Annotated in this window: 21 protein-coding genes and 1 rRNA gene; 4 read left to right on the plus strand and 18 right to left on the minus strand. The window is 73.9% G+C overall.

Annotation, left to right across the window (positions count from 1 at the left end; translation table 11 throughout):
* Positions 1–48: 48 nt before the first annotated feature.
* From AB0L74_RS32255 to AB0L74_RS32265, 3 genes are all read right to left on the minus strand, one after another.
* Positions 49–2,139 carry a tetratricopeptide repeat protein gene (locus AB0L74_RS32255; RefSeq protein WP_365660326.1) on the minus strand — a complete coding sequence of 697 codons (2,091 nt, stop codon included), beginning with the start codon at positions 2,137–2,139 and terminating at the stop codon, positions 49–51.
* A 182-nt stretch (positions 2,140–2,321) separates the two neighbouring features.
* A complete protein-coding gene (locus tag AB0L74_RS32260) occupies positions 2,322–2,948 on the minus strand; it encodes an NUDIX hydrolase (RefSeq protein ID WP_365660329.1) in 627 nt (208 codons plus the stop codon).
* A gap of 107 nt (positions 2,949–3,055) precedes the next feature.
* A complete protein-coding gene (locus AB0L74_RS32265; RefSeq protein WP_365660332.1) occupies positions 3,056–4,720 on the minus strand; it encodes a CTP synthase in 1,665 nt (554 codons plus the stop codon).
* Positions 4,721–5,261: 541 nt separating this feature from the next.
* Here AB0L74_RS32265 and AB0L74_RS32270 point away from each other — a divergent pair.
* Entirely contained in the window at positions 5,262–7,064 is a 1,803-nt protein-coding gene (locus AB0L74_RS32270) for a glycoside hydrolase family 15 protein (protein ID WP_365660382.1), read from the plus strand.
* Positions 7,065–7,118: 54 nt separating this feature from the next.
* Here the strand turns inward: AB0L74_RS32270 and AB0L74_RS32275 are convergent, their stop codons facing one another.
* Both AB0L74_RS32275 and AB0L74_RS32280 read right to left on the minus strand, forming a co-directional pair.
* The gene (locus AB0L74_RS32275) at positions 7,119–8,726 is read right to left on the minus strand and encodes an NAD(P)/FAD-dependent oxidoreductase (protein ID WP_365660335.1); all 1,608 of its coding nucleotides are present in this window, start codon (positions 8,724–8,726) and stop codon (positions 7,119–7,121) included.
* Positions 8,727–8,736: 10 nt separating this feature from the next.
* On the minus strand, positions 8,737–10,245 hold the full coding sequence (locus tag AB0L74_RS32280) for an APC family permease (RefSeq protein WP_365660337.1): 1,509 nt from the start codon (positions 10,243–10,245) through the stop codon (positions 8,737–8,739).
* Positions 10,246–10,477: 232 nt separating this feature from the next.
* Here AB0L74_RS32280 and AB0L74_RS32285 point away from each other — a divergent pair, with 232 nt between their 5' ends.
* A complete protein-coding gene (locus tag AB0L74_RS32285) occupies positions 10,478–12,124 on the plus strand; it encodes a PucR family transcriptional regulator (protein WP_365660340.1) in 1,647 nt (548 codons plus the stop codon).
* 75 nt (positions 12,125–12,199) lie between these two features.
* On the opposite strand, the gene AB0L74_RS32290 is transcribed toward AB0L74_RS32285, so the two are convergent.
* The 6 genes from AB0L74_RS32290 to AB0L74_RS32315 all read right to left on the minus strand — a co-directional run bounded on the left by AB0L74_RS32290 (position 12,200) and on the right by AB0L74_RS32315 (position 18,607).
* Positions 12,200–13,342 carry a glycosyltransferase family 4 protein gene (locus AB0L74_RS32290; protein WP_365660343.1) on the minus strand — a complete coding sequence of 381 codons (1,143 nt, stop codon included), beginning with the start codon at positions 13,340–13,342 and terminating at the stop codon, positions 12,200–12,202.
* A 386-nt stretch (positions 13,343–13,728) separates the two neighbouring features.
* Positions 13,729–14,508 carry a hypothetical protein gene (locus tag AB0L74_RS32295; RefSeq protein WP_365660346.1) on the minus strand — a complete coding sequence of 260 codons (780 nt, stop codon included), beginning with the start codon at positions 14,506–14,508 and terminating at the stop codon, positions 13,729–13,731.
* Positions 14,509–14,689: 181 nt separating this feature from the next.
* Positions 14,690–16,408, minus strand: coding sequence for a DNA repair protein RecN (gene recN / locus AB0L74_RS32300; protein WP_365660385.1), 1,719 nt, complete (start codon positions 16,406–16,408; stop codon positions 14,690–14,692).
* A gap of 132 nt (positions 16,409–16,540) precedes the next feature.
* Positions 16,541–17,446, minus strand: coding sequence for an NAD kinase (locus AB0L74_RS32305; protein WP_365660349.1), 906 nt, complete (start codon positions 17,444–17,446; stop codon positions 16,541–16,543).
* The gene (locus AB0L74_RS32310; protein WP_365660352.1) at positions 17,443–18,258 is read right to left on the minus strand and encodes a TlyA family RNA methyltransferase; all 816 of its coding nucleotides are present in this window, start codon (positions 18,256–18,258) and stop codon (positions 17,443–17,445) included. Before AB0L74_RS32310 ends, AB0L74_RS32305 begins: the two co-directional genes overlap by 4 nt.
* A gap of 7 nt (positions 18,259–18,265) precedes the next feature.
* A complete protein-coding gene (locus AB0L74_RS32315; protein WP_365660355.1) occupies positions 18,266–18,607 on the minus strand; it encodes a hypothetical protein in 342 nt (113 codons plus the stop codon).
* Positions 18,608–18,649: 42 nt separating this feature from the next.
* Between AB0L74_RS32315 and AB0L74_RS32320 the strand changes: the two genes are divergently transcribed.
* Entirely contained in the window at positions 18,650–18,997 is a 348-nt protein-coding gene (locus tag AB0L74_RS32320; RefSeq protein ID WP_365660358.1) for a sterol-binding protein, read from the plus strand.
* Here AB0L74_RS32320 and AB0L74_RS32325 read toward each other — a convergent pair.
* The 4 genes from AB0L74_RS32325 to AB0L74_RS32340 all read right to left on the minus strand — a co-directional run bounded on the left by AB0L74_RS32325 (position 18,981) and on the right by AB0L74_RS32340 (position 23,187).
* A complete protein-coding gene (locus AB0L74_RS32325; protein ID WP_365660361.1) occupies positions 18,981–19,886 on the minus strand; it encodes an ABC transporter ATP-binding protein in 906 nt (301 codons plus the stop codon). The two genes, AB0L74_RS32320 and AB0L74_RS32325, sit on opposite strands and share 17 nt — an antisense overlap.
* Positions 19,883–20,920, minus strand: coding sequence for an iron chelate uptake ABC transporter family permease subunit (locus tag AB0L74_RS32330; RefSeq protein WP_365660364.1), 1,038 nt, complete (start codon positions 20,918–20,920; stop codon positions 19,883–19,885). Before AB0L74_RS32330 ends, AB0L74_RS32325 begins: the two co-directional genes overlap by 4 nt.
* On the minus strand, positions 20,917–21,960 hold the full coding sequence (locus AB0L74_RS32335; RefSeq protein ID WP_365660367.1) for an iron chelate uptake ABC transporter family permease subunit: 1,044 nt from the start codon (positions 21,958–21,960) through the stop codon (positions 20,917–20,919). Before AB0L74_RS32335 ends, AB0L74_RS32330 begins: the two co-directional genes overlap by 4 nt.
* Before the next feature lie 195 nt (positions 21,961–22,155).
* Positions 22,156–23,187: an HAD hydrolase-like protein gene (locus AB0L74_RS32340; protein ID WP_365660370.1), complete on the minus strand. Its 1,032-nt coding sequence runs from the start codon at positions 23,185–23,187 to the stop codon at positions 22,156–22,158.
* 73 nt (positions 23,188–23,260) lie between these two features.
* Here AB0L74_RS32340 and AB0L74_RS32345 point away from each other — a divergent pair, with 73 nt between their 5' ends.
* On the plus strand, positions 23,261–24,565 hold the full coding sequence (locus AB0L74_RS32345; protein ID WP_365660373.1) for a DUF1015 domain-containing protein: 1,305 nt from the start codon (positions 23,261–23,263) through the stop codon (positions 24,563–24,565).
* An 83-nt stretch (positions 24,566–24,648) separates the two neighbouring features.
* On the opposite strand, the gene AB0L74_RS32350 is transcribed toward AB0L74_RS32345, so the two are convergent.
* The 3 genes from AB0L74_RS32350 to rrf form a co-directional block, all read right to left on the minus strand.
* Complete coding sequence (locus tag AB0L74_RS32350; RefSeq protein ID WP_365660388.1) at positions 24,649–25,386, minus strand: hypothetical protein; 738 nt, start codon at positions 25,384–25,386, stop codon at positions 24,649–24,651.
* Positions 25,278–26,090 (minus strand): hypothetical protein, encoded by an 813-nt coding sequence (locus tag AB0L74_RS32355; protein WP_365660391.1) that lies wholly within the window; start codon positions 26,088–26,090, stop codon positions 25,278–25,280. Before AB0L74_RS32355 ends, AB0L74_RS32350 begins: the two co-directional genes overlap by 109 nt.
* A gap of 504 nt (positions 26,091–26,594) precedes the next feature.
* Positions 26,595–26,682, minus strand: a 5S ribosomal RNA gene (rrf, locus tag AB0L74_RS32360); the annotation flags it as partial.

Raw genomic sequence — 26,682 nt, forward strand, 5'->3', positions numbered from 1 at the left:
CAGAGCCAGTCTAATGAAGGCGTTCCCGCTGTCTAGCCTTTCATTGAGTCAATCTTCAGCGGATGTACTGCGGATTTCGCAGGCGTTAGTTCCGTGTTCCGGTCCCACGTGGGGCCCGGGGGCCCGGGACAGGGCCTCTGGGAGCTCCTCGCCGAGCATCCGCTCGGCCCGGCCGCGGTGCAGCCCGGCCGCCGCGGGGTCGCCGAGGTGGTCCAGCGTGTCGGCCAGCCGCAGGTGCAGTGCCGCCTGGAGCCGCACGTCCTCGGCGCGGCGGGCCCACTCCACCGCCTCCTGGCAGGTGCGCAGCGACTCCTCGAACCGTCCGGCGTACTCCTGGACCCGGGCCAGTTCGCTCAACGCCCGTGCGTGAGCGGCCAGATCGCCCTCCCTGCGGTACCCGGCGACCGCCGCGCGCCAGTTGCGCAGCGCCTCGCCGTAGCGGCCCGCGTAGGTGTGGGCGGTGGCGATCCGCCCGTACAGCCGGGCGGCGTCCGCGCGCTCCTCGCGGGCGAGCCGCTGGGTGAGGGCGCGGCCGAACCAGTCGGCGGCCCGGTCGTAGTCCCCGAGCTCCAGGTGGGCACCGCCTACGGATTCCATCGCGCGGCCGGTCGCGTAGGGGTCGTTCGCCTCCCGTCCGGCGTCCAGCGCGGCCCGGTAGCGCACCAGCGCCTCGGCCGTGCGGCCGGTACGGGCGTCGAGGTCGGCCAGATTCAGCAGGGCGGCGGCCTTCTCCCGGGGCAGCCCGCGCCGCTCGGCGACATCGAGGACGAGCCGGTGGACGCCGTACAGGTCGGGAGCCGCGGCCTGGGTGCCGACGTGGGCCACCATCGTCCGCACCAGCTGCGACAGCAGCCGCCGGGCCAGGGTGTCCAGCTCCCCGTCGGCCACCGCGAGGCGGGCGGCGGCCAGCAGCGCGGGCCGGCGCAGCCGCAGCCACTCGGCGGCGGCCCGGGGCGTGGCGAAGCGCACGGAGGGCGGCATGCCGTGGAGCTTCTCCCGGGCCTGCGGGCTGTCCGTCTCGGTGATCGCCCGGCACGCCTGGAGCAGCCGCACCGTCCGCTCCAGCATCCGGGCGCGCGCCAGCTGGAGCTCGGCGGGCCGCTCGTGGGACTCGGCCAGGGCCAGCAGCAGGGGGTGCAGGCAGCCGGGGACCTCGTACTCGGGCAGCGGCGAGTCCACCGCCCGCAACAGGCCGAGGGCGACGAAGTCGTCCAGGGTGGTGCGGGCGCCGGTGACCGAGCAGCCGGCCAGCGCGGAGGCGGTGTGCGGGTCGACCAGCCCGGCCGGGGCGAGGGCGAGCAGTCGCAGTATCCGGGCGGCGGGGCCGGGCAGGGAGGCGTGGACGAGGTGGAAGACGCGGCTGAGCGGGGTCCCCTCGTCGCCCGCGGACCGCAGGTGCTTGGCGAGGTCGGCGACGGCCGCCTTGGGACGGGCGGCGAGCCAGCCGCCGGCCAGGGACAGGGCGGCGGGCTGGCCCTGGCACTGCTCGGCCAGGCTCTCGGCGGCCCGGGGGTCGACGGTGATGCGGACCGAGCCGATGCGCCGGGAGATCAGCTCCACGCCCGACTTGGTGTCGAGGCCGCCGAGGGTGCAGGGGCGGACGTCGGCGATGCCGGTGAGCGGGCCGCGGGAGACGGCGACGGCCAGGCAGTCCGGGGTGTCCGGCAGCAGGGCGTCGACCTGCTCGGCGTCGGCGGCGTCGTCGAGCAGCAGCAGCGCCCGGCGGCCGGCGAGGGCGGTGCGCAGCGCCGCGGCCAGGTCGTCCGCGCCGGCGCCGGCCGGGGCGGGCCTGCCCAGCGCGGTGAGCAGCTCCCGGGCGGCGTACTCGACCGGGACGCGGGTGCCGTCGGGCTCGCTCAGCCGGACCCGCAGCACTCCGTCGGGGTAGCGGCCGGCGACCTGGCGGACCAGTTCCCCGGCGAGCGTGGTGCGGCCGGAGCCGGGCCGGCCGGCGATGAGCAGCACGCGCGCGCGGGGGGCCTTGCGGCCGGAGAGGGTGTCCAGGCCGGCCCGCTCGATGTCGGCGCGCAGTTCCTTCAGCTCGCGGGTGCGGCCCAGGAAGCCGCCCGCCGCCGCGGCGCCCCCGGCAATGTCGCCCGACAGCCGCACGCCGTCCGTGTCCACCGCCTGATCCGTCACGGGCCACACTCCCGGTCCCACCGCACGCCGACGCCCGCCGGAACTCCGGTGCGGGCGTTTTCCGAGCCTAGTTCACGCTCTGCGACGGGCCGGGAGGAGCGCGGCGGGCACGTCCCCCGATCGGATCAGCAGATCGTCACACCGGTGGGTGGGGAGGACGCGGGCGTCCTCCCCGGAACGCCTCAGGACGCGAAAGGACGGGCCGGCCACGGCGCCTGGGCCGGACGCAGCGCGTCGAACCCGTCGCCCTGGCGAGCGGCGACCAGGGAGAGGACGCCCACGACGAGGCAGTTGTTCTGCAACTCCCCGGCGAGCACCCCGCGGACCAGCTCCGCGACGGGAACCCGCTTCAGCTCCATGTCGGCCTCTTCGTGCTCGACCTCGAAGCGCTCGCCCTCGGCTTCGGACAGACCGCGGGCGAGGAAGATCCGCACGGCCTCGTCACAGCCGCCGGGGGTGGTGTAGACGTCGGTCAGCACCCGCCAGTCCTCGGCCTTGACGTGGGCTTCCTCGTACAGCTCGCGCTGGGCGGCGTGCAGCGGGTTCTCGCCGGGGACGTCGAGCAGGCCGGCCGGGATCTCCCACAGCTTGCGGCGTACGGGGTGCCGGTACTGGTGGATGACCAGGACGCGGTCGGCGTCGTCCAGGGCGAGCACGGCCACGGAGCCGGGGTGGACCTGGTAGTCGCGGGTCACCACCGTGCCGTCGGGCATGACCACGTCGTCGGTGCGGACGGAGGTCTTCTTGCCCCGGAAGGGGATGTCCGTCGCCCGGATCTCCCACTCCTCGCGGGTGTCCTTGATCGTCATGCCTGTCCTTCCAGACCCTTCCAGATGTGCAGAAGTACGCGGTACGAACGCAGCCGGGGTGCCCACCTTTCGAAGGTTGGCACCCCGGCCACCGTACCGCCGCCGCGCTACTTGGCGATCTTCCGCCCGGCCTGCTGCCGCTCCACGGCCGCCTTCACCAGCCCGGCGAACAGCGGGTGCGGGCGGGTCGGACGCGACCGCAGCTCCGGGTGGGCCTGCGTGGCGACGAGGTAGGGGTGGACCTCGCGCGGGTACTCCACGTACTCGACGAGCTTGCCGTCCGGCGAGGTGCCGGAGAAGACGATGCCGGCCTTCTTCTCCAGCTCCGCGCGGTAGGCGTTGTTCACCTCGTAGCGGTGGCGGTGCCGCTCCTCGATGTACTCCTTGCCGTCGTAGACCTCGCGCACGATGGAGCCCTCGGCCAGCTTGGCCGGGTACATGCCCAGGCGCATCGTGCCGCCCATGTCGCCCTCGCCGGCGACGATGTCGAGCTGCTCGGCCATGGTGGAGATGACCGGGTGGGCGGTGGCCGGGTCGAACTCGGTGGAGTTGGCGTCGGTGATGCCGGCCAGGTTGCGGGCGGCCTCGATCACGATGCACTGCAGGCCCAGGCACAGGCCCAGCAGCGGGACCTTGTTCTCCCGGGCGTACTTGATCGCGCCGACCTTGCCGAGCACGCCGCGGTCGCCGAAGCCGCCGGGGATGCAGATGGCGTCGACGTCGCCGAGCTGCGCCTTGGCGCCGGCCGGGGTCTTGCAGTCGTCCGAGGTGACCCACTTGATCTTCACGCGGGCGCGGTTGGCGAAGCCGCCGGCGCGCAGCGCCTCGGTGACCGACAGATAGGCGTCGGGCAGGTCGATGTACTTGCCGACCAGGGCGAGGGTGACCTCGTGGTCGGGGTTGTGGACGCGGTCGAGCAGGTCGTCCCAGGTCGTCCAGTCCACGTCGCGGAACGGCAGGTCCAGCTTCCGGACGACGTAGGCGTCCAGGCCCTCGGCGTGCACGACCTTCGGGATGTCGTAGATCGAGCGGGCGTCGGGGCAGGCGACGACGGCGGCCTCGTCGACGTCGCACATGAGCGAGATCTTGCGCTTGATCGCCGTGGGTACCTCACGGTCGCAGCGCAGCACGATCGCGTCGGGCTGGATGCCGATGTTGCGCAGGGCGGCGACGGAGTGCTGCGTCGGCTTGGTCTTCAGCTCACCCGAAGGGCCGATGTAGGGCAGGAGCGAGATGTGCACCACGAAGACGTTGTCCCGGCCGACCTCGTGGCGGACCTGGCGGACGGTCTCCAGGAACGGCAGCGACTCGATGTCGCCGACCGTGCCGCCGACCTCCGTGATCACGACGTCCACCTCGTCGGTGGCCATGCGGCGGATGCGGTGCTTGATCTCGTTGGTGATGTGCGGGATGACCTGCACGGTGTCACCGAGGTACTCGCCGCGGCGCTCCTTGGCGATCACCGTCGAGTAGACCTGGCCGGTGGTGACGTTGGCGGAGCCGTCGAGGTCGCGGTCGAGGAACCGCTCGTAGTGGCCGATGTCCAGGTCGGTCTCGGCGCCGTCGTTGGTGACGAAGACCTCGCCGTGCTGGAACGGGTTCATCGTGCCAGGGTCGACGTTGAGGTAGGGGTCGAGCTTCTGCATCACGACGCGCAGGCCCCGTGCCTTGAGCAGCATGCCGAGGCTGGAGGCGGTCAGCCCCTTGCCGAGAGAGGAGGCGACACCCCCGGTGACGAAGATGTGCTTGGTCGTCGAGGATTTGGGCGGCATGGCCAAGAGGGGGCTCCCGTGGTCGCTGTCTGGGGGTGCGGGGCGGCTTCCTGCCGGAGGTTTCCGGCGGTGCCGTCGCTGCGGTTCGGGGGTCCCCTGCGGTTTCTTTCCTTCCGGGGGCGCCCACCGGTCCACGGGCTACCAGCGTATCAGCGCCCGGAGGCGATGGCTTCCGGCCACGCTCCGCGCACGCGCGGGCACAGGGCGGGGCCCCGGCGCGGCAGATCTCCGGCGCTCACCCGTTCGGCGGAGACGGCTTCCCCCGAGCGGCCCCCAGATCATCTGCGTGCGTCGTATCCTGCTCGGACATTCACTGCCGAGCCCGGCCGGCTGCGCGGCACCACCCCACGCCCTCCCGTACCGGAACAACGAGAGCTCGTCAGTTCGTTGAGCAACAATTGTCTCTTGGCTTCACAGTGGTCGGCCGCCCAGCCGGCCGGCTGTTTTGCTTCACTGTTCAACGACGCATCACAACCACCCCTTGACCGCACTAGCGACCGCCCCCTCGCGGGGTGACGTGGCCGTTCGACTGGAGTTGCACGTGGCCGGGCGCATCGAAGACTACGCACTCATCGGAGACATGCAGACCGCTGCCCTGGTCTGCCGGGACGGCACAGTCGACTGGCTGTGCCTGCCCCGCTTCGACTCGCACGCCATCTTCGCCGGTCTGCTCGGCACGGAGGAACACGGCTTCTGGCGGCTCGGGCCCGCCCACGCCGCGGACGCCCGGCCCCCGGCCGCCGACCGGCGCTCCTACCGGGGCGACTCGCTGATCCTGGAATCCGAGTGGGACACCCCGCGCGGCACGGTCCGCGTGACCGATTTCATGCCCCCGCGCGACGGCGCCCCGCAGGTGATCCGCATCGTGGAAGGCGTCTCCGGCCGGGTGGCGATGCGGTCGGAGCTGCGGATGCGGTTCAGCTACGGGCGGGTGGTGCCGTGGGTGCACAAGCACGACGGGCGCACGGTCGCGGTCGCCGGCCCGGACTCCGTGTGGTTCGACACGGAGTCCGAGACCTACGGCAAGGACCTGACCACCTACGCGGACTTCACCGTCACGCCCGGTGACCGGATCGCGTTCACCATCTCCTGGCAGCCCTCGCACAAGGAGGCGCCGCCGCTGCCGGAGCCGGAGCAGTCGCTGGAGGCGACGGAGGAGTTCTGGCGCGAGTGGGTGGAGCACTGTACGTACCACGGCCCCTACCGCGAGGCCGTGATCCGCTCCCTGATCACGCTGAAGGCCCTCACCTACGCCCCGACCGGCGGCATCGTCGCGGCGCCCACCACCTCCCTGCCGGAGGAGATCGGCGGCGTGCGCAACTGGGACTACCGCTACACCTGGCTGCGCGACGCGGCGATCACCCTGTCCTCGCTGCTGCGCACCGGCTACCGCGAGGAGGCCCGCGCCTGGCGCGAGTGGCTGCTGCGCGCGGTGGCCGGCGACCCGGAGAACCTCCAGATCATGTACGGCATCGCCGGCGAGCGCGAGCTCGGCGAGGCGGAGCTGGACTGGCTGCCCGGCTACGAGGACTCCGCCCCCGTCCGGGTCGGCAACGGCGCCGCCCACCAGCTCCAGCTCGACGTGTACGGCGAGGTCACCGAGGCCCTGCACCTGGCGCACATGACGGGCCTGGCCCGCAACGACTACGCCTCGCTGCTCCAGCTGAAGCTGATCCGCTACCTGGAGGACCACTGGCAGGACCCGGACGAGGGCATCTGGGAGGTGCGCGGCCCGCGCCGCCACTTCGTGCACTCCAAGGTGATGGCCTGGGTCGCCGTCGACCGCACCATCAAGCTGATCGAGTCCGGTGACGCCGACGGCCCGCTGGAACGCTGGAAGCGGCTGCGCGACGACATCCACCGGGACGTGTGCGAGAAGGGCTACGACAAGGAGCGCAACACCTTCACCCAGTCCTACGGCTCCCAGGAGCTGGACGCCTCGCTGCTGCTGATCCCGCAGATGGGCTTCCTGCCGCCCGACGACAAGCGGGTGATCGGCACCATCGAGGCGATCCAGCGGGAACTGTCCACGCCGGACGGCTTCATCCTGCGCTACCCGACCGAGGGCGACAGCGCGGGCGTCGACGGCCTCCCGGGCGACGAGGGCGCCTTCCTGGCCTGCTCGTTCTGGATGGCGGACGACCTGGCGATGATCGGCCGCGTGGACGAGGCCCGCCGGCTGTTCGAGAAGCTGCTGTCCCTGCGCAACGACCTCGGCCTGCTCGCCGAGGAGTGGGACCCGCGCCTGAAGCGCCAGGTCGGCAACTTCCCGCAGGCGTTCAGCCACGTGCCGCTCATCGACACGGCCCTGAGGCTGACGGCCTCGGGGGCGTACGGAGGCTGAGGGGGGGTGCCCGGGGGCCGCGGACCGCGGCCGCCGGGCACCCCCGCCGTCGGATCATCCCAGCGCGGCGATCACCTCCCGCGCCGCCCGCTCCCCCTCGGTGGCGCCGCCCTCCATGAACCCCTGGAAGTCGTACGAGCAGTGCTCGCCGCCGATGTGGACGTTGCCCTGCGCCGCGCCTTCGTAGCCCGCGTACCGGTGGAGATAGCCCACCGGCCAGTACGAGTAGGCGCCCAGCGCGTACGGGCTGAGATGCCAGGCGGACAGCTGGGCCCGGCCCGTCCAGGCCGCCGACGTGCCGGGGAAGAACGCGTCGATCTCCTTGAGGTACGTCCTCGCCAGCCCGGCGACGTACGGGTCGCTCTCGTAGGAGAACGGCCCGGCCGGTGCCAGCGCCTTGGCGAGGCTGCCGCCGCCGTACTGGATGAGGATGCCGCCGGTGCCCGGCTGGATCTTGGTGGTGTCCCAGGTCTGCTGGACGCGGGCGTCGGTGAAGCAGTCGCCCGCCGAGACGCCCGGCCAGGGGCCGGTGCCCCGCCAGGGCCGGGAGGTGAACTGCATGGTGAGCTTGGTGCAGTGCCCCATGCGGGCGTCGCGCAGCAGGTTCCGCATCCGGGTGTCGAACCCGGCCCGGGTGAGGTCGATCCGTTGCAGCACCGGCAGCGGCACGCACAGCACGGTGTGGTCGGCGGTGACCGTCCGCACCGCTCCCGACTCGCTGAAGGTGAGCGTCTGCGTGCCGTCGGCGCCCGCGCGTACGGCCTCCAGGGACCAGCCGTGCCGGACCGTTCCCTCGGGCAGGGCGCCGGCGATGGCGCGCGGGAGCCGGTCGTTGCCGCCGACGATGTGGTACCGCTCGTCGGACAGGCCCCAGACGTTGAAGTTGCCGGGATTGGTCTGGTAGCCCATCAGCAGCACCAGGGCCAGCGCGGACTGCTCGGCGGTGTCGGCGCCGTACTCGACGGTGTAGGCGGCGTCGAAGAAGCGGCCCAGCCGGGAGTCGTGCCCGCCGGGGACGCGTGACTCGATCCAGTCGTACAGGGACATGGTGTCCAGCGCCGTACCGGCCGCGGTGGTCCGGTTCCACCTCACCTCGCCCGCGTCCCTCAGGTCGCGGTGGAGGGCCTGGTAGACCTCCTTGAAGTCCTCCTCGGCCCGCTCGCGCGGGTAGTAGGCGCCGTCGAACCACAGGACTTCCTCGGCGCCGTTCGGGCCGCCGCCGAGGAAGTCCTCGACCGGCAGGGAGAAGCGGCGGCACAGTTCGAGCATCTTCTTGTGGCCGGTGTCGATCAGTTCTCCGCCGATCTCGGAGGTCTGGCCGTGGGCCCAGTGGCCGCGCTGGGTGTGGATCCGTCCGCCGACCCGGTCCGGATGGGCCTCGTAGAGGGTGCAGGGGTACCCGGCGTCGTGCAGGGTGAGCGCGGCGGTCAGGCCGGCGATGCCGGCGCCCACGACGGCGATGCGGGGGGCGGCGCCGCGTGCGGCCGCGGCCGCTCGCGGCGCGGCGGTGACGGTCGGGGCCGCCCCGAGGGCGGCGGCGCCCTTCAGCACCGAGCGGCGGCGGACGTCCCGCGCCTCGGCCACGGGCAGGCGGAGGCGGCGGGCGGCGGTGTGGTCGGCGGCGAGGGTGCGCAGGACGTGCAGGGCGTGCGTACGGGACATGGCGGGCTCCTCAGGCGTGGGCGGGGGCTTCCTTCACGTCGTCGTCCGTGCGTTCGGCCGCGTCCTCCAGGACGATCCGGCCGATGATCTCGTAGCGCTCCGGCCGCCGGGCCCGCAGATACAGTCCGAGCCCGAGGCCGCCGAAGAAGACCAGCCCCACGATCCACGGGACGGCCTCGAAGAAGAGCGAGCCGGCCGCCGTGCCGGCCGCGGTGTCCAGGTTCACCACCAGCAGCCCCACCACCGCGATCATGCCGATGCCGCCGAGCAGCGGGGCGGTCAGGGTGCGGAACCAGTGCCGGTCCTCCGGGTGGTTCTTCCGGAAGTAGCCGATGACCGCGAAGGAGCACAGCGTCTGCACGATGAGGATCGCCATCGTGCCGAGGATCGCCAGCAGCGTGTACAGGTGGACGTACGGGTCCTGCCCGGTCAGCCAGAACGCCCCGACCAGCACGGACGCGATGACCGACTGGACGCAGGAGGCGAGGTACGGCGATCCGTGCCGGGCGTGGGTGCGGCCCAGGGCCGGGTGCAGGAAGCCCTCGCGGCCGATGGCGTACAGATAGCGGGCCGCGCACTGGTGGAAGGCCATGCCGCAGGCGAACGAGCCGGTGATCAGCAGCCACTGGAAGGCGTCGACCGCCCAGGCTCCGATGTAGGCGCGGGCCGGATCGAAGAACAGGTCCAGGGGGCTGGAGCCGGCGGAGACCTCCACCGAGCCCTTCAGGCCGTTGCCGGCGATGGTCATCCAGGAGACGTAGATGTAGAACAGGCCGACGCCGACGACCGAGATGATCGTCGCGCGCGGGATGACGCGCTTGGGATTCCGGGACTCCTCCCCGTACATCGCCGTCGACTCGAAGCCGACCCAGGACCAGAAGGCGAAGAACAGGCCGAGCCCGGCGGAGGAGCCCGTGAAGGCGTTGACCGGATCGACCGGCTCGACGGGGATGCCGTCCGGGCCGCCGCCGTGCAGCAGGACGGCGGTGGCGGTGGCGAACAGCACGGCGGTCTCGGCGACCAGCATCACGCCGAGCGCCTTCGCCGTCAGGTTGATGTCGAAGTACGACAGCACCGCGGTGACCAGCAGCATCGCCGCCGCGTACAGGATCCAGGGCAGGTCGATGCCGAGCTGGTCGTGCACGGTGGTCTGCGCGAAGTAGGAGAAGACGCCGACGATGGACGCCTCGAAGACGATGTACGCCAGCACGGCGAGCATCCCGGAGGCCATGCCGGCGATCCGGCCCAGACCGTGCGAGATGTAGCCGTAGAAGGCGCCCGCGGCGGTGATCCGGCGGGCCATGGCGACGTACCCGACGGAGAACACCGTCAGCACGAGCGTGGCGAAGAGGTAGCCGGCCGGCGCGCCGGTGCCGTTGCCGAAGCCGACCGCGATGGGCAGGTTGCCGGTCATCGCGGTGATCGGGGCGGCGGTGGCGACCGCCATGAAGACCACGCCCACCAGCCCTACCGAGTCGGCTTTGAGCCGGTGCACCTCGCGCGTGGGTGTATCTGCCATGTCCGCCCCTCTCAGCCTTGGTGACATGCCTTCGCAACGAAATCCGAAGATCGGAACGGGCTCCTCGTCCGGATGCGCCAGTGTGGCGGAGGCGTGATGTGCGCCACAACAGACACGGGGTCGCGCGATCCGGCGCCGGGCGCGACGCTCTGTCGGGTGCCAGGGCCCGGTGATCGCCGCCGTAACCGCCCGGAGATGTCCCCGCAGCACGCGCGCCGGTAGCGTCCGGCCCATGAACAGCGGCACGGACAGCGGATTCGACACCCACGGCGCCGGGATCACCGTGCAGCGGGCCCTGGAACTGCCCGGGCTGCGCAGCGGACTGCCCGAGGTGCTGGCGGGCGCGGACCGGCTGCGCCGCACCGTGCGCTGGGTGCACGCGGGCGAGGTGCCCAACATCGCGTCCCTGCTCAAGGGCGGCGAACTGCTCCTGACCACGGGTTACGGCCTCGGCGCCCGCGCCGCCGAGCAGCGGGCGTTCGTGCGCGCCCTGGCCGAGCGGGGCATCGCGGCCCTGGTGGTGGAGCTGGGCCCGCGTTTCACGCGTCTGCCCGCGGCCCTCGTCGACACCGCCCGGACGGCGGGCCTGCCCCTGGTGCAACTGCACCGCGAGGTGCCGTTCGTGACGGTCACCGAGGAGATCCACACCGAGATCGTCAACGGCCACTACGCGCTGCTCCAGCGCGCCGAGGAGGTCCACCACCGCTGCACCGAGGCCCTGCTGGGCGGCGGCGGGGTGCCCCGGGCGCTCGGCATCCTCGCCGACTTCGGCGGCAACCCGGTCTTCCTGGAGACGGCGGACGGCCGGCTGCTGTACGCCGCCGGGGCGGGCCCCGAGGGCGCCGACCCGCTCCAGGTGTGGGAGGGCCTGCGGGGCCAGCACAAGGACGCCCCGCCGCCCGCGGGCTCGGTCCTGGTCGACGTACCCGGCGGCGGGCCCGGCTCCGGACCGGTCCGGGCGCGGCTCGTGCTGCTGCCCGTCCGGGCTCCCCTGGCCCCGGTGCACCGGATGGCGGCGGAGCGGGCGGCGGGCATCCTCGCCGTGGTGCTGATGCAGGCCCGCCAGGAGGAGGAGCTGGCGGCGCGCGGGCGCGGCGACTTCCTCACCGACCTCGCCGAGGGCCGCATCGCGGCGGAGGACGCCCCGGCCCAGGCCCGCGTCCTCGGCTTCAAGCCGGGCGGCGGCCCGCTGCTGCCGGTGGTGATGCGGCTGGGCGACGCCCTGTCGCCCGCCGGGGGCGGCTGGGCGGTGCTGGCGCGCGCGGTCGCGGAGGAGCTGGCGTCGGTCGGTGTTCCCGTCCTGCTGGGCGTGCGGCCCGTCGAGGGCCGCGTGCCGCTGCTGCTCGGTCTGCGCTCGGAGTCGGAGCGGACGGCGGTCGCGGACCGGGTCGCGGCGGCGCTGCGGGCGGGCGTGGAGCGGGCGGGGATGCGGCGGCCGGGTGCCCAGCCGCCCGTCGTGGTGGCCGGGCCGGCCGGCGGCTGGGCGGCGGCCTCGGCGGGGCTGCGGCACGCGGCGGAGACGGCGACGGCGGCGCAGGGCCTGCCGGACCGGCCGTGGTACGATGCCCGCCGCCTCGACATCGACCTGCTGCTGTGGCGGCTGCGCGACCACCCGGACCTGGCGGCGTTCGTGGACCGCGCGATCGGTCCCCTGCGCGACCACGACCGGCGCTCCAGACCTCCCCTGCTGCCCACCCTGGAGACGTACCTGGCGCACGCCGGCCGCAAGGCGGAGACGGCCCGCGAGCTCCACCTCAACCGGCAGACGCTCTACAACCGCCTCGCCCGCATCGGCGAGTTGCTCGGCACGGACCTCGACGACCCGCAGACGGTGCTGGCGTTGAGCCTGGCCCTGCGCGCCCGGCGGCACGTGCCCTGAGGGCGCCCCCGCCAGGGCCTCTCCTCCGGATCACGCCGGGCTCGCGGGGTCCGGCCCGTTCCGGACGGCGGACGGCTAGACGAACGGCTGGAGCTGCGTCAGTTCGTCGTACACGCTGAGCACTTGGGCGACGGTCTCGTCCTCGGTCGGCCAGGTGGCCGCCTGCCGGGTCCCCCTCTCCCGCAGCTCCTGCCGCCGCCCGGGGTCGCCGAGGAGCCGGACGACGGCCTCGGCGAGTGCCTCCGCGTCCCCGTACGGCACGAGTTCGGCGGCGTCACCGACGAGTTCGGGGATGCCGCCGGCGTCGGTCGCGACCAGCGGCACGCGCGCGTGGAGGGCCTCCTGGGCGAGGAGGGAACGCGCTTCCCGGCGGCTCGGCAGCAGCGCGAGGTCGGCCGCGGCGAGCAGGTCGGTGATGTCGTCGCGGCGGCCGACGAGCCGGACCGGCAGCCCCTCGTCCTCGATCCTCCGCTGCAACGCCGCGCGCAGCGGTCCTTCCCCGGCGACGACGACGAGCGGCACCGGGTCGAGGCGGCGCCACGCGCGCGCGGCGTCGAGCAGGACGTGGTAGCCCCGGTGCCGGTCGAGGGAGCCGACGGCGACGAGCAGGGGGCGGCCGGTCGCGCCCAGTTCGGCCCGCAGCTTGGAACGCCTCCCGTCCGGGTCCTCGCCGGGGGCGGGGCGGCGGGAGCCGGGGAGCGCGACGGCGGCGAGGCGGGCGTCCCGCGCGCCCGTCCGCCGTGCCCGGTCGACCAGGTCGGAGGTGGTGCCGAGCACCACGGTGGCGGCCCGCATCACGCGCCGCTCCAGCACGCGCAGCAGCTGGGCGCGCGGCCCTTCGGCGTGGGCGCGGTCGTGCCAGGTGACGACGAGCGGGGTACGCACGCGGCGCCCGCCGAGGGCGAGCACGGCGCGGAAGGAGGCGTGCAGCCCGTGCGCGTGCACCAGGTCGGCGTCGGCGCAGGCCGTCCGCAGCGCGGCCACGGCGACCGGATCGCTGCTGCGCGGCACGTGCACGTGGTCGGCGCCGGCGCCGGTGAAGTCGTAGGCGTGTTCCGCCTCGACGGGGGCGCAGACCGTCACTTTCACGCCCCGTGCGACGAGCCCCGCGGCCAGCGAGCGCACGTGGGCGCTGCTGCCGGCGTTGCCGCCGCCCAGCACCTGCACGGTGCGCAGCGGCGACTGGCCGTGCGGTGCGTGGCTGCTCACGGGGGTCACCTGGCCGGGGCTCCTGGTTCGGCGTCGGGCGGACACGAAGAACGTACAGAAGGATGGAGCGACAGGGCGCACCGTGCGCTTTTCTCCGGCTCCTTTGCCAAGAATGCCAGGACGCGGGGCTGTTCCGGCAACGCCGCCTCCGCGAAGCCCCGGCGGAACGGCTCTCCGGGTCACCCACAGGAGTGAGGGGGCGAACGGCCGTCCCCAGACGGGACGATCCGCGCGCGACTCCACCGCTCCCGTGGCACGGCGCCGCTCACCTCGCGCACCCCGGACACCCCCGTGCCGGACGGCATGACCCGCCGCCACCGCGCCTGGTCCCCGCCCGGGACCGCCCCGCCCGCCCTCGCGCGACCCGGCTCATCCGCCCCCGCGGACCACCACGCTCACCCCGCGCACCCGCGCGGGCCGGCCCACCGGGCGGCCGCGCTCACCCGATCCCCGCACACCGCCGCGGCCACCAGCGCGGCGGCGTGCGCGGCCAGCCCGGCACGCCCGCGCGAGACGGCGACCGCCGCCCCCAGGGCCGCGCCCAGCGCGTGCGCGCCCGTGTCGCCGAGCATCTCGCGTTCCCCGAGGTCGTCGGGGAGGACGGCGGCGGCGGCTCCCATCGCGGCGGCCGCGCACCGCGCCCCGGGGCCCTTCCGCGGCAGCCCCGGCGCTCCCAGCGCGAGCACCGCGGCCGCGGCCCGACCGGGCCGTACGTCCACGAGGTTGACGAGGTGCGCGGTTCCCGCGATCACCACACCCGCCAGCACCTTGTCGAGCGCCCGTTCCTTGAGCAGGGCGCCCGCGGCGAGCCCGGCCGCGGAGATCCCGAACAGCTTCACCGCGCCGCTGGTGACCTCGCCCTGCCGCAGCGCCGACAGATGCGCCCGGAAGCCGCGCCGGGGATCGCCGGCCCCGGCCGTGTCGTCGTACGCCCCGCAGGCACCGGCGGCCAGCACCGCGAGCCCGGCGGCCGGCCGGACGCGCCCGGCCGCGACGGCCGCCGCGACGGCGCACGCGGGCCCGGCGTGCAGCGCGACGGTGCGGCCGGCGTGGTTGGTCCGCTCCCAGCGCCCCCGCCCGCCCGGGGCGACGGCGCGCAGCGCGGTCACGCCGGCCCGGGTGAGCACGGCGGCGAGTCCGAAGGATGATCCGGTTCCAGGTGCGCGGCTGATCATCCGGCCACCCTACGAGGCGCCTCTGACACCCGGGACCCGTCCCGGGAGGCGGGGACACGGCCACACGGCCGGCCCCCCCCCTCGCCCTGCCCGGCGGGCGCCCCCGCCGCGCGGGACGGATGCCGGACCCGCCACGCGGGACGGAACGCCGGGCCCGCCGCGCGGGGCCGCGCCGGGCGTCCTACACGTCCGCGCGCGCCGTGGCCAGCAGTTCCTCCGCGTGCGCCCGGGCCGTCTCGGAGTCCTCCTGCCCGGCGAGCATCCGGGACAGCTCGCGGATGCGTTCCTCGCCCTCCAGGGCCTTCACGCCGGACCGGGTCACCGACCCGTCGTTCGTCTTCTCCACCAGCAGCTGCCGGTCGGCGAACGCGGCCACCTGCGGCAGATGCGTGACGACCACGACCTGCGCGGTCTTCGCCAGCCGGGCCAGGCGCCGCCCGATCTCGACGGCCGCCTTGCCGCCGACCCCGGCGTCGACCTCGTCGAACAGGTACGTCGGCACCGGGTCGGTTCCCGCGAAGACGACCTCGACCGCCAGCATCACACGCGACAGCTCACCGCCGGAGGCGCCCTTGGCGATGGGCCGCGGCGGCGCGCCGGGGTGCGGGGCGAGCAGCAGTTCCACCTCGTCGACGCCGGACGGCCCGTAGGCGACCGTGCGCCCGCCGACCTCCACGCCCTCGGGGTCCTCGGTCTGCCTGATGGCGAACGACACGCGCGCGTGGGGCATGGCCAGCGAGGCCAGCTCGGCCGTGACGGCGGCGGCGAACCGCTCCGCGGCCTCCGTCCGCGCGTCCGTCAGCGCCTGCGCCAGCCCGCCCAGTTCGGCACGGAGGGCGTCCCGCTCGGCGGTCAGCTCACCGATCCGCTCGTCGTCGCCGTCCAGTTCGGTCAGCCGGGCCGCGCTCCGCTCGGCCCACTCCAGGACGGCGGCGACGTCCTCGCCGTACTTCCGGGTGAGCCCGTTGATCGCGGCCCGCCGCTCCTCGACGGCCGCCAGCCGCCGCGGATCGGCGTCCAGGTCGTCGGCGTACCCGGCGAGCTCGCCCGCCACATCGCGCAGCAGGATGCCGATCTCCGCGATCCGGTCCGCGAGCGGTGCCAGCGCCGGGTCGTGCGACCGTACGGCGTCCAGGGCGCGCTGGGCGCCCGCGACGAGGGTCGCCGCGTCGACGCCCTCCAGGTCCTCCGGGTCGCCCGCGAGCGCGGCGTGCGCGGCGGTCGCGGCCGACGCCAGCGCCTCGGCGTTCCCCAGCCGCTCCGCCTCCTCCGCCAGCTCCGCGTCCTCGCCGGGGCGCGGCTCGACGGCGGCGATCTCGTCGAGCCCGTAGCGCAGCATGTCGGCTTCCTGGGCGCGTTCCCGCGCGCGCGTGGTGATCTCCTCCAGCTCCGCGGTGACGGTCCGCAGCCGCTTGTACGCCGCGGCGTACTTGGCGAGCGGCCCGGCGACCGCGTCGCCCGCGTACCGGTCCAGCGCCTGCCGCTGCCGGGACTGCTTGAGCAGGCCCTGCTGGTCGGTCTGCCCGTGCACGGCCACCAGCTCGTCGGCGAGCTCGGCGAGCAGCCCCACGGGCACCGACCGGCCGCCCAGATGCGCCCGCGACCGTCCCTCGGCGGAGACCGTACGGCTGATCAGCAGTGCCCCGTCGTCCAGCTCGGCGCCCGCCTCCTCGGCCCGTACGACGGCGGAGGCACCGGCGGGTACGGCGATCCGCCCCTCCACGACCGCGTTCTTGGCGCCGATCCGCACCAGGGCCGGGTCGGCGCGCCCGCCCAGCAGCAATCCGAGGCTGGTGACCACCATGGTCTTGCCCGCGCCCGTCTCACCGGTGACGGCGGTGAAGCCGGGCGACAGCTCGACGACCGCGTCGTCGATCACTCCGAGCGACCGTATCCGCATCTCCTCCAACACGGACATGACCTTACGAGGTCCGGGCGGGGGAGTGCGACCGGCCCGCCTTTGTCACCCGGGCGAGTGGACGCCCCTCCGGGGCGGGCTGAGGGCACGACCGGCCACGCCCCGTGGAGGCCCCTAGTGCGGCGCCCCGCGCCATCCGGACACCGGCAGCGCGAACTTGGCCACCAGCCGGTCGGTGAACGAGGAGTGGTGCAGCCGGGCCAGCCGCACCGGCACCGCTCCCCGCCGCACCTCCACCCGGGCCCCGGGCGGCAGCTCGACGGTCCGCCGTCCGTCGCACCACAGGACCCCGGACGGGATGTGCGGCAGCACCTCCACGGCCAGCACGGAGTCCGGCGAGGTCACGAGCGGCTTGGCGAACAGCGCGTGCGCGCTGATCGGCACCATCAGCAGCGCCTCGACCTCCGGCCACACCACCGGCCCGCCCGCGGAGAACGCGTAGGCGGTCGAACCGGTCGGCGTCGCGCACACGATCCCGTCGCAGCCGAACCCCGTCACCGGCCGCCCGTCGATCTCCAGCACGACTTCGAGCATCTTCTCGGCGGACACCTTCTGCACGGCCGCCTCGTTCAGCGCCCAGTCGGTGTGCACGACGTCGCCGTTGCGGTGGACGACGACGTCGACGGTCATCCGCTCCTCGACCTCGTACGCCCGGCTCACCACCCGCTCGACGACCTGGTCGAGGTCGTCCCGCTCGGCCTCCGCGAGGAAGCCGACCCGCCCGAGGTTGACGCCGAGCATCGGCACCCCGGAGGCGCGGGCGAACTCGGCACCGCGCAGCAGCGTGCCGTCACCGCCCAGCACGATGAGCAGCTCACACCCGTCGAGGCTCTCCGGGGTGGCCTCCTTGACCAGCCGCACCTCGTCGGGCAGGGGCAGGTCGCACGCCTCCGCCTCCAGGACGCGCACCCCCAGCCCGGAGCGCAGCAGCCCTTTGACCACGAGCTCGGCACTGCGCACGGCCGCGGGCCGCCCGGTGTGGGCCAGCAGGAAAACAGTACGAGCTCGGTTCTGTGTCAACGCGGCCCCTCCGCCACTGCACGGTCGATGTCGGCCGGGTCCGCCTCGGGTGCCCCGGCCCGCAGCCACAGAAAGTACTCGACGTTGCCGGAGGGACCGGGCAGCGGACTGGCGGTGACCCCCCTCACGCCGAGCCCCAGTTCCCACGCCTTGCCGGCGACGCCCCGCACGGCCTCGGCCCGCAGCTCGGGGCTGCGGACGACTCCGCCGCTACCCAGCCGCTCCTTCCCCACCTCGAACTGGGGCTTGACCATCATCACCAGGTCGGCGTCCGGCTTCGCGCACCGCGCCAGGGCGGGCAGCACCAGTCCGAGCGGGATGAAGGACAGGTCCCCCACGACGAGGTCCACGAGCTCCCCGTCGATCGCCTCCGGCGTCAGTTCGCGCACGTTCGTGCGGTCCTTGACGGTGACGCGTTCGTCGCTCTGCAACGACCAGGCGAGCTGTCCGTACCCGACGTCGACGGCGACGACGTGCGCGGCGCCCGCGCGCAGCAGGACGTCGGTGAAGCCGCCCGTGGAGGCACCGGCGTCCAGCGCCCGCCGGCCCTCGACGGCCAGGCCCCGCGGCACGAACGCCGTGAGCGCCCCGGCGAGCTTGTGCCCGCCGCGGGAGACGTAGTCGGGGTCGCTGTCGTCGGCCGCCACCACGATCGGGGCGGCGGTCTCCACCTGGGTGGCCGGCTTGGTCGCGACGGTCTTGCCCACGGTGACCCGCCCGGCGGCGATCAGCTGGCTGGCGTGCTCGCGCGAGCGCGCGAGCTTCCGGCGGACCAGCTCCGCGTCGAGACGGCGGCGTGCGACTCCTGCCACGTTCGGTTCAGCTCCTGCGGTCGTGCGTCGAGTGTGGTGCGTGGCCCGAAGGGCCCCGGTCGGGGGTGGTGCCCGGGTGACCGGCGGGTACCGGCGGTCCCGGGCGGGCGTCGAGCGCGGTCAGCGCGTCGCGCAACCCCCGGTGTACATCCTCGTACACCTCGACGTGTCCGTCCGTGGCGAGGTGGTCGGCGTCGGCCAGCCGCTCCAGCAGGGCGTCCACCCCGGCGTCACCGGTCGGGGTGCGGGGGACGCGCAGCGGAGCGGGGCCGCGGGGGGCGTGCTCCGCGTCCGCCTCCCCCTGGGTCTCGGCCCGGGCGGCCTCGGTCTCGTGAACTGCGTCGTCCATGCCCCGACGCTACCGCGAACCGCTGGGGTAACGTCGGTCGCGATGGCCACGATCGAGGAGTGCCGCGCCGCACTCGGCAGACTTTCGGACAACATGCAGAACACCGAAGGGGACGTCCGCGAGGCCGCGGCCCTGGACCGTTCGGTGAGCTGCCACATCAAGGATCTCGACGTCACCTTCGCCGGCCGTCTCGTGGACGGCCGGATCGAGGTGGACGACACCTTCCGCGGGCCGCCGCGCGACAAGGCCCAGATCAGACTGGCCCTGGCCGGGGACGACCTGCTGGCGCTGGTCGACGGCGAGCTGAACTTCGCGAAGGCGTGGGGCTCGGGCCGGGTGAAGCTGGAAGCCGGCCTGCGCGACCTGTTCCGCCTCAGGAAGCTCTTGTAGCCGCCACCTTCCCGGCCCCGGCCCCGGCCCCGGCGGTGGCGCCGGCTGTCGTGCGCGCCTTGCGCGCGGCCGGCACGATCAGCGGCGTTCCCGTCTCCGGGTCGTCGATCACCTGGCAGCGCAGGCCGAAGACCTCCTGGACCAGCTCGGCCGTGACGATGTCGTTCGGCGCGCCCTGGGCGATCACCTTGCCGCCGCGCAGGGCGATGAGGTGGGTGGCGTACCGGGCGGCGTGATTGAGGTCGTGCAGGACGGCGACCAGGGTGCGCCCCTGTTCCTCGTGGAGTTGCGCGCACAGGTCGAGCACGTCGATCTGGTGCTGGATGTCGAGGTAGGTCGTCGGCTCGTCGAGCAGCAGCAGCGGCGTCTGCTGGGCGAGCGCCATCGCGATCCACACCCGCTGCCGCTGGCCGCCGGAGAGCTCGTCGACGTACCGCTCGGCGAGTTCGGCGACGCCGGTCTGCCGCATGGACTCCTGGACGACCCGCTCGTCCTCGGTGGACCACTGGCGCAGGATGCCCTGGTGCGGGTAGCGGCCCCGGCCGACGAGGTCGGCGACGGTGATCCCGTCGGGCGCGATCGACGACTGCGGCAGCAGGCCCAGGGTGCGCGCGACCTTCTTGGCGGGCATCGACTGGATGACCTGCCCGTCGAGCAGCACCCGGCCCTGGCTGGGCTTGAGCATCCGCGACAGGGCCCGCAGCAGCGTGGACTTGCCGCACGCGTTGGGGCCGACGATCACCGTGAAGGAGTTGTCGGGTATCTCCACCGACAACTGCTCGGCGATGACGCGCTGGTCGTAGGCGAGGGTGACGTTCTCGGCGGACAGACGGTTCACGGTGCTCCTTCGGTTGTTCAGCCCGCTGCCGGCACTGGTCCGGGCGCTCATATCCGGCCCTTCTTCCGCTCGGTGACCAGCAGCCACAGCAGGTAGGCGCCGCCGAGGACTCCGGTGACCACGCCCACCGGCAGCTGGTCGGCGCCGAAGGCCCGCTGCGAGGCCCAGTCGGCGGTGACCAGGAGGGCGGCGCCCATGCACACGGACGGCAGCAGATTGGGGCCGGGCGAGCGGGTCAGGCGCCGGGCGAGCTGCGGTGCGGTGAGCGCGACGAAGCTGACCGGCCCGGCGGCGGCGGTGGCGGACGCCGTGAGCAGGACGGCGGCGACCAGCAGCAGCATCCGCACCCGCTCGACGCGCACACCGAGCGCGTGGGAGATGTCGTCGCCCATCTCCATCATCCGCAGGCCCCGCGCGTTGGCGAGGACCAGCGGCACGAGGACGGCGCACAGCGCCAGCAGCGGCCACACCTGGTCCCAGCCGCGGCCGTTGAGGGATCCGGTCATCCACACCACCGCGCGGGCGGCGTCGACGATGTCGGCCTTGGTGAGCAGATAGCCGTTGATCGCCGTGACGATCGCGTTCACACCGATACCGACCAGAACCAGCCGGTAACCGTGCACACCTCGCTTCCAGGCAAGCACGTAGATGGCGAATCCGGTCACCAGGCCGCCCACCAGCGCACCGGCCGTCACCTGCGCCGCGCCCCCGGACAGCAGCACGATCACCGTGAGCGCGCCGGCCGTCGCGCCCTGCCCGAGACCGAGCACGTCCGGGCTGCCCAGCGGATTGCGGGAGATGGCCTGGAACAGCGCGCCGCCCAGCCCCAGCGAGGCACCGACCAGCAGGCCGACCAGGACGCGGGGCAGCCGCAGCTCGTTGACGATGAACTCCTGGCCCGGATTGCCCTGGCCGAGGAGGGTCTTGAGCACGTCGGAGGCCGGGATCGGGAAGTCGCCGGTGCCGATCAGCACCACGCTCGCGGCGAGCGCGGCGGCCAGCAGCAGGACGACGACGGTCACGGCGCGCAGATCGAGGCGGAGCGAGAGCCCGCCGGGGGTCCGCACGGCACGGTTGGTCTTCACAGCTGGGCCGTCCTCCGCCGTCGTACGAGAAAGATGAACACCGGGCCGCCGATGACGGCGGTCACGATGCCGACCTGGAGCTCCGCGGGCCGCGCGACGATCCGCCCGAGGACGTCGGCGCCGAGCAGCAGCACGGGCGACAGGATCGTGGCGTACGGCAGGATCCAGCGCAGGTCGGGCCCGGTGAAGGAGCGGACGACGTGCGGCACCATCAGCCCCACGAACACGATCGGCCCGCACGCCGCGGTCGCCGCGCCGCACAGCACCGTCGCGGCCAGCATGGCCAGCGCCCGGGTGCGGTTGAGGTTGGCGCCGAGCGCCTTGGCGGTGTCGTCGCCCATCTCCATGGCGTTCAGCGGCCGGGCGAGGCTCAGCGCCAGCACCGAGCCGACCACGAAGAACGGCAGCACCTGCACGATGGTCTTGTCGGTCGCCGAGGACAGCGAACCGACCGTCCAGAAGCGCATCGCGCCCAGCGCCGCGTTATCCATGATCATCACGGCTTGCAGATAGCCGAAGAGCGCGGCGCTGATCGCCGTACCGGCGAGCGCGAGCCGTACCGGCGTCGCCCCCCGGCTGCCGCCGAGGAACCACACCAGTGCCCCCACAGCCGCCGCTCCCAGGAACGCGAACCACACATATCCCGTCAGCGAGCTGACGCCGAAGAACGTGATCGCGGTGACGACCGCGGCGGAGGCGCCGGCGTTGATGCCCAGCAGTCCGGGGTCGGCCAGCGGGTTGCGGGTCAGCGCCTGGAGCACCGCGCCGGACAGGCCGAGCGCGGCTCCGGCGAGCAGTCCGAGGACGGTCCTCGACAGCCGCTCGCTCACCACGACGTCGCCGTAGCCGCCCGAGCCGTGGAACAAGCCGTGCCAGACCTGTTCGAGGGAGAGCTCCTTCGCGCCGATCGCGATGCTCGCCAGGGCGACGAGGACCAGGAGCGCCACGGAGACGAGCAGCCCGAAGGCACGCATCGCCCGGCGTTTCGGGGGCGCGGGGGCGGTCTCCGCGCGCTGTTCGGGAGGACTGTCGACCAACACGCAGTTAGGTTAGCCTACCCTCGCATTGGTTCACGATCCCCAGCGCCCGCAGGAGACGGCTCCTGTGACGGAAAGAGCCCGCCATCCACCGCGTGCGGCGCCCGCCCGGGCACCGTACGCCGCCGTGCCGCCCGACGCCCCCCCGTGCCGGACCACCCGTGACCGACCGCCCCGGTACGGGACCTCCCGCCGGCCTCAGAATCCCAGCCGCGCCAGCGCCTTCCCCGCCTCCAGCGCGCACCCACCGTCCCCGGCCGCCGTCCAGGCCGCCGCACACAGCGCGCGCAGCCCGTCCAGGGTCCCGCCGTCGCCCTCCAGCACCAGCTGCTCCGCGCCCGCCGACGCCGTCCAGCCGCCGCACCGGAAGCCGCCGTCCGTCTCCCCGGCGATCTCCGGCTGCGCGGTGAGCAGCCCCCGCAGGTCGGCGTCGACGTATGTCGGCCGGTGCTGCGGCGGCGCGGCGAGCAGCTGGGCCGCGTCGGTGACGCCGGTCAGGACGAGCAGCGAGTCGACGTCCCCGTTGAACGCGCCCTCGATGTCGGTGTCCAGCCGGTCCCCCACCACCAGGGGCCGCCGCGCGCCCGTCCGCAGGATCGTCTCCCGGTGCATCGGCGGCAGCGGCTTGCCCGCGACCTGCGGGGTGGCGCCGGTCGCGATGCGCACGACCTCCACGGCCGCGCCGTTGCCCGGCGCGATACCGCGCGCGCCGGGGATCGTCAGGTCCGTGTTGGACGCGTACCAGGGCACCCCCCGCGCGATGGCGTAACACGCCTCGGCGAACCGGCCCCACGGCAGCTCCGGACCGCCGTACCCCTGCGCCACCGCGACCGGGTCGTCGTCGGCGGTCTCCACGGGCTCCAGCCCGCGCTCCCGCAGCGCCACCCGCAGCCCCTCCCCGCCGATCACCAGCACCCGGGCCCCCGGCGGCACCTGCTCGGCGATCAGCCGCGCCACCGCCTGCGCCGAGGTGATGACGTCGTCCGCCCCGGTCGGTATGCCCAGCTCGGTCAGGTGCCCGGCGACCGCGTCCGGCGTCCGCAGCGCGTTGTTGGTGACGTACGCCAGATGCATGCCGCCCGCGCGGGCCGCGGCGAGCGAGTCGACGGCGTGCGCGATCGCGTTCCCGCCCGCGTAGACGACTCCGTCCAGGTCGAGCAGCGCCGTGTCGTACGCCTCGCTCAGGGCCTGCCCACTGCCCTCGGGCCTCGTCCTGACGCTCCGGCTCATTCCGCATCGCTCCTCGTTCGACGGCCTTTCCCCCGATCATCCCCCATGCCACCGGCCCACGTACGATGCCGGGATGGACGCCGGGAGGAACACAGCAGGTCAGTCGGAGGCAACGGCGCGCCAGGGCCTCGAACTCACCCCGTTCCGGGGCCTTCGCTACGACCCCGACCGGGTCGGCAGCCTGGCCGCCGTGACCTCCCCGCCGTACGACGTCGTGGTCCGCCCCGACGGCCTGCACCAGCTCGAATCCGCCGACCCGCACAACATCGTCCGCCTGATCCTGCCCCAGGCCGCCACCCCCGCCGCCCGCAACGAACAGGCCGCCCGCACCCTGCGCCGCTGGCTGGCCGACGGCATCCTGACCGCCGACCCCGAACCGGGGCTGTACGTCTACGAGCAGCGCGACGGCGCGGGGATGCTCCAGCGCGGCGTCATCGGCGCCCTGCGGATCTCGGAGCCCGCCGAGAAGCTGGTCCTGCCGCACGAGGACGTCATGCCGCACGTCGTCGCCGACCGGGCCGCCCTGATGCGCGCGACCTCGGCCAACCTGGAGCCCCTGCTCCTGACCTACCGCGGTGACGGCACGGCCGCCGAGACGGCCGCCCTCGTGGAGCGGACCGCCGGCCGGCCGCCCCTGCTGTCGACCACGACGGACGACGGCTTCTGCCACCGCCTGTGGGCCGTCACCGACCCCGGCGACGTGGCCCGCGTCCAGAGCGACCTGGCCCGGCAGCAGGCGCTGATCGCCGACGGCCACCACCGCTGGGCCACCTACCGCAGGCTCCGCGCGGAGCACCCCTCCCCCAGCCCCTGGGACCACGGCCTGGTCCTCCTGGTCGACACGGCCCGCTACCCCTTGCGCGTCCGCGCCATCCACCGCCTTCTGCACGGCCTGCCGGTCGCGGACGCGGTGGCCGCCCTGGAGGGCCGCTTCCGCGTCCGCCGCCTCGACGTTCCGCTGGCCGAGGCCCTGACGTCCCTCGCCGACGCGGCGGGCACGGGCAACGCCTTCCTCCTCGCCGGCGACGGCTCCTTCCATCTCGTCGACCGCCCGGACCCGGCCCTGCTGGCCCGCACGGTCCCCGCCGACCGCCCGGCGGCCTGGCGCACCCTGGACGCCACGGTCCTGCACGCCACGCTCCTGCCCCACCTCTGGCGTGTCCCGGAGGACTCCCCGGCCCACATCGCCTACATCCACGACACCGCGGCGACCGTGGAGAAGGCGGAACGCGACGGCGGTACGGGGGTCCTGATGCACCCGGTCCGCGAGGAGGTCGTCCGCGACCTCGCCCGACAGGGCGTCACGATGCCCCGCAAGTCGACGTCGTTCGGCCCGAAGCCCGCCTCCGGCCTGGTGCTGCGCGCCCTGGACCTCTGACCGCCGCACCCCGGACACACGAAAAGGGGCGGGACCCTCTACCGGGTCCCGCCCCTTTTCGTGTGTGCCGTCAGTCCGTGTCGTCAGTCCTTGTCATCGTCGGCGGCGGAGCCGTCCGCGGGCTCACCCTCGGCCGCCTTCTCGTCGAGCGCGTCGACGAACTCCACACCGTCCAGTTCGGCCAGCCGGTCGGACGCGTCGGTGCTGCCGTCCCGGTCGGACTCCACGGCCTTCGCGAACCACTCCCGCGCCTCGCCCTCCCGGCCGGCGGCCAGCAGCGCGTCGGCGTAGGCGTACCGCAGCCGAGCGGTCCACGGCTGTACGGCGTTGGAGGCGAGCTCGGGGCTCTGCAACGTCACGATGGCCGCGTCCAGCTGCCCCATGTCACGCCGGGCGCCGGCCGCGACGAGCCGCATCTCGACCTGCCCGGCCTTGTCCAGCTTGTGCACCTCCGGCGCCCCGGCCATCTCCAGCGCCTTCTCCGGCCGCCCGAGCCCCCGCTCGCAGTCGGCCATGAGCGGCCACAGGTCCACGGCACCGGTCATCCGCCGCGCGGCCCGGAACTCGGCCAGCGCCTCGCTGTACTTCTGGCTCGCGTACGCCGCGAACCCGGCGGCCTCCCGCACCGCGGCGACCCGCGACGCCAGCCGCAGCGCCACCTTGGAGTACCCGTACGCCGCCTCGGGGTCCTCATCGATCAGCCGGGCCACCATCACCAGGTTCCTGGCGACGTCGTCCGCGAGCGTCTTGGGCAGGCTCTGCAACTCCTGCCGTACGTCCTTGTCGATCTCGTCGCCCGTGACGTCCTCGGGAATCGGCAGCCGCTTGATCGGCTCGCGGTCCCGGTCCCGGTCATCCCGGAACCGGCCTCCGCCGCGCCGGTCGTCACGACGGTCGTCCCGCCGGTCGTCGCGTCCACGGAAGCCCCCGGGACGTCCCCCACGGTCGTCACGCCGGCCGAAGCCACCACGGCCACGCTCGTCACGGCCGCGTTCGTCACGGCCACGGAACCCGCCGCGCTCACCGCGCTGGTCGTCCCGCCCGCGGAATCCACCCCGCTCGGGCCGGCTGTCACGGTTGTCGTCGCGACGGAACCCACCGCGCTCACCGCGCTCGCCACCCCGGCTGTCGTCACGGCGGAAGTCCCGCCGCTCGTCACGGCGGAAGTCCCGCCGCTCGTCGCGGCGGTCGTCCCTACGGTAGTCCCGGCGGTCATCACGACGATCGTCCCTACGATCGTCACGGCGGTCATCGCGGCGGTCATCGCGGCGGACGAAGCCGCCCCGCTCACCCCGGCTGTCGTCACGACGGAAGTCCCGCCGCTCGTCACGACGGTCGTCGCGGCGGTCATCCCTACGATCGTCACGGCGGTCATCGCGGCGGACGAAACCGCCCCGCTCCCCACGCGATCCCCGGTCGTCGTCACGCCGATACCCGAAACGGTCACCGTCCCGGCGCTCGCCCCGGCGGTCAACCCTGCGGTCGTCACGACGGTCATCGCGACGGTAGTCACGACGATCGTCACGACGATCGTCCCTACGGTCATCGCGGCGGACGAAACCGCCCCGCTCGCCCCGGCTGTCGTCACGACGGAAGCCGCTGCGCTCCGGCCGGTCGCCTCGATCCCCCCGGTCGTTACGGTCGTTGCGGTCGCGGTCGTCCCGGCGGAACGAGGGGCGGTCCCCGTCCCTGCGGAACCCGCGGTCACGGTCGTCCCCCCGGCCGTAACCGCCGCGGTCACGGTCATCACGGCGGAAACCGCCCCGGCCGCCGCGCTCCGGACGGTCCCCGCGCTCGCTGCCGCGACGGGGCCCGCCCCGATAGCCACCGCGGTCAGAACGGTCACCACTGTCCCGTCGCCGCTGGTCGCGCTCCGGTCGGTCGTCGGGAGAGTTGGTGGACATCGGTGACTCCTGTCTTCGGTACCGCAAGTTAATTCTCGCGCAGCCGGGTACCCAGCGCGCCCTGGAAAAACAAAAGGACCCCTGGTCCCAGCTGTACGCTGGTGACCAGGGGTCCTCCAAAAATTGTTCGGCGGCGTCCTACTCTCCCACAGGGTCCCCCCTGCAGTACCATCGGCGCTGTAGAGCTTAGCTTCCGGGTTCGGAATGTAACCG

It is taken from the genome of Streptomyces sp. NPDC052020 (genome assembly GCF_040680575.1).
Taxonomy (GTDB): Bacteria; Actinomycetota; Actinomycetes; order Streptomycetales; family Streptomycetaceae; genus Streptomyces.

Excerpts from the sequence above, each read along its gene's own strand:
- AB0L74_RS32260 (WP_365660329.1), bottom strand. The coding sequence starts at position 2,948 with ATGACGATCAAGGACACCCGCGAGGAGTGGGAGATCCGGGCGACGGAC.
- AB0L74_RS32265 (WP_365660332.1), bottom strand. The coding sequence starts at position 4,720 with ATGCCGCCCAAATCCTCGACGACCAAGCACATCTTCGTCACCGGGGGT.
- AB0L74_RS32275 (WP_365660335.1), bottom strand. The coding sequence starts at position 8,726 with ATGTCCCGTACGCACGCCCTGCACGTCCTGCGCACCCTCGCCGCCGAC.
- AB0L74_RS32280 (WP_365660337.1), bottom strand. The coding sequence starts at position 10,245 with ATGGCAGATACACCCACGCGCGAGGTGCACCGGCTCAAAGCCGACTCG.
- AB0L74_RS32285 (WP_365660340.1), top strand. The coding sequence starts at position 10,478 with ATGAACAGCGGCACGGACAGCGGATTCGACACCCACGGCGCCGGGATC.
- AB0L74_RS32295 (WP_365660346.1), bottom strand. The coding sequence starts at position 14,508 with ATGATCAGCCGCGCACCTGGAACCGGATCATCCTTCGGACTCGCCGCC.
- recN (WP_365660385.1), bottom strand. The coding sequence starts at position 16,408 with ATGCGGATACGGTCGCTCGGAGTGATCGACGACGCGGTCGTCGAGCTG.
- AB0L74_RS32315 (WP_365660355.1), bottom strand. The coding sequence starts at position 18,607 with ATGGACGACGCAGTTCACGAGACCGAGGCCGCCCGGGCCGAGACCCAG.
- AB0L74_RS32320 (WP_365660358.1), top strand. The coding sequence starts at position 18,650 with ATGGCCACGATCGAGGAGTGCCGCGCCGCACTCGGCAGACTTTCGGAC.
- AB0L74_RS32325 (WP_365660361.1), bottom strand. The coding sequence starts at position 19,886 with ATGAGCGCCCGGACCAGTGCCGGCAGCGGGCTGAACAACCGAAGGAGC.
- AB0L74_RS32340 (WP_365660370.1), bottom strand. The coding sequence starts at position 23,187 with ATGAGCCGGAGCGTCAGGACGAGGCCCGAGGGCAGTGGGCAGGCCCTG.
- AB0L74_RS32345 (WP_365660373.1), top strand. The coding sequence starts at position 23,261 with ATGGACGCCGGGAGGAACACAGCAGGTCAGTCGGAGGCAACGGCGCGC.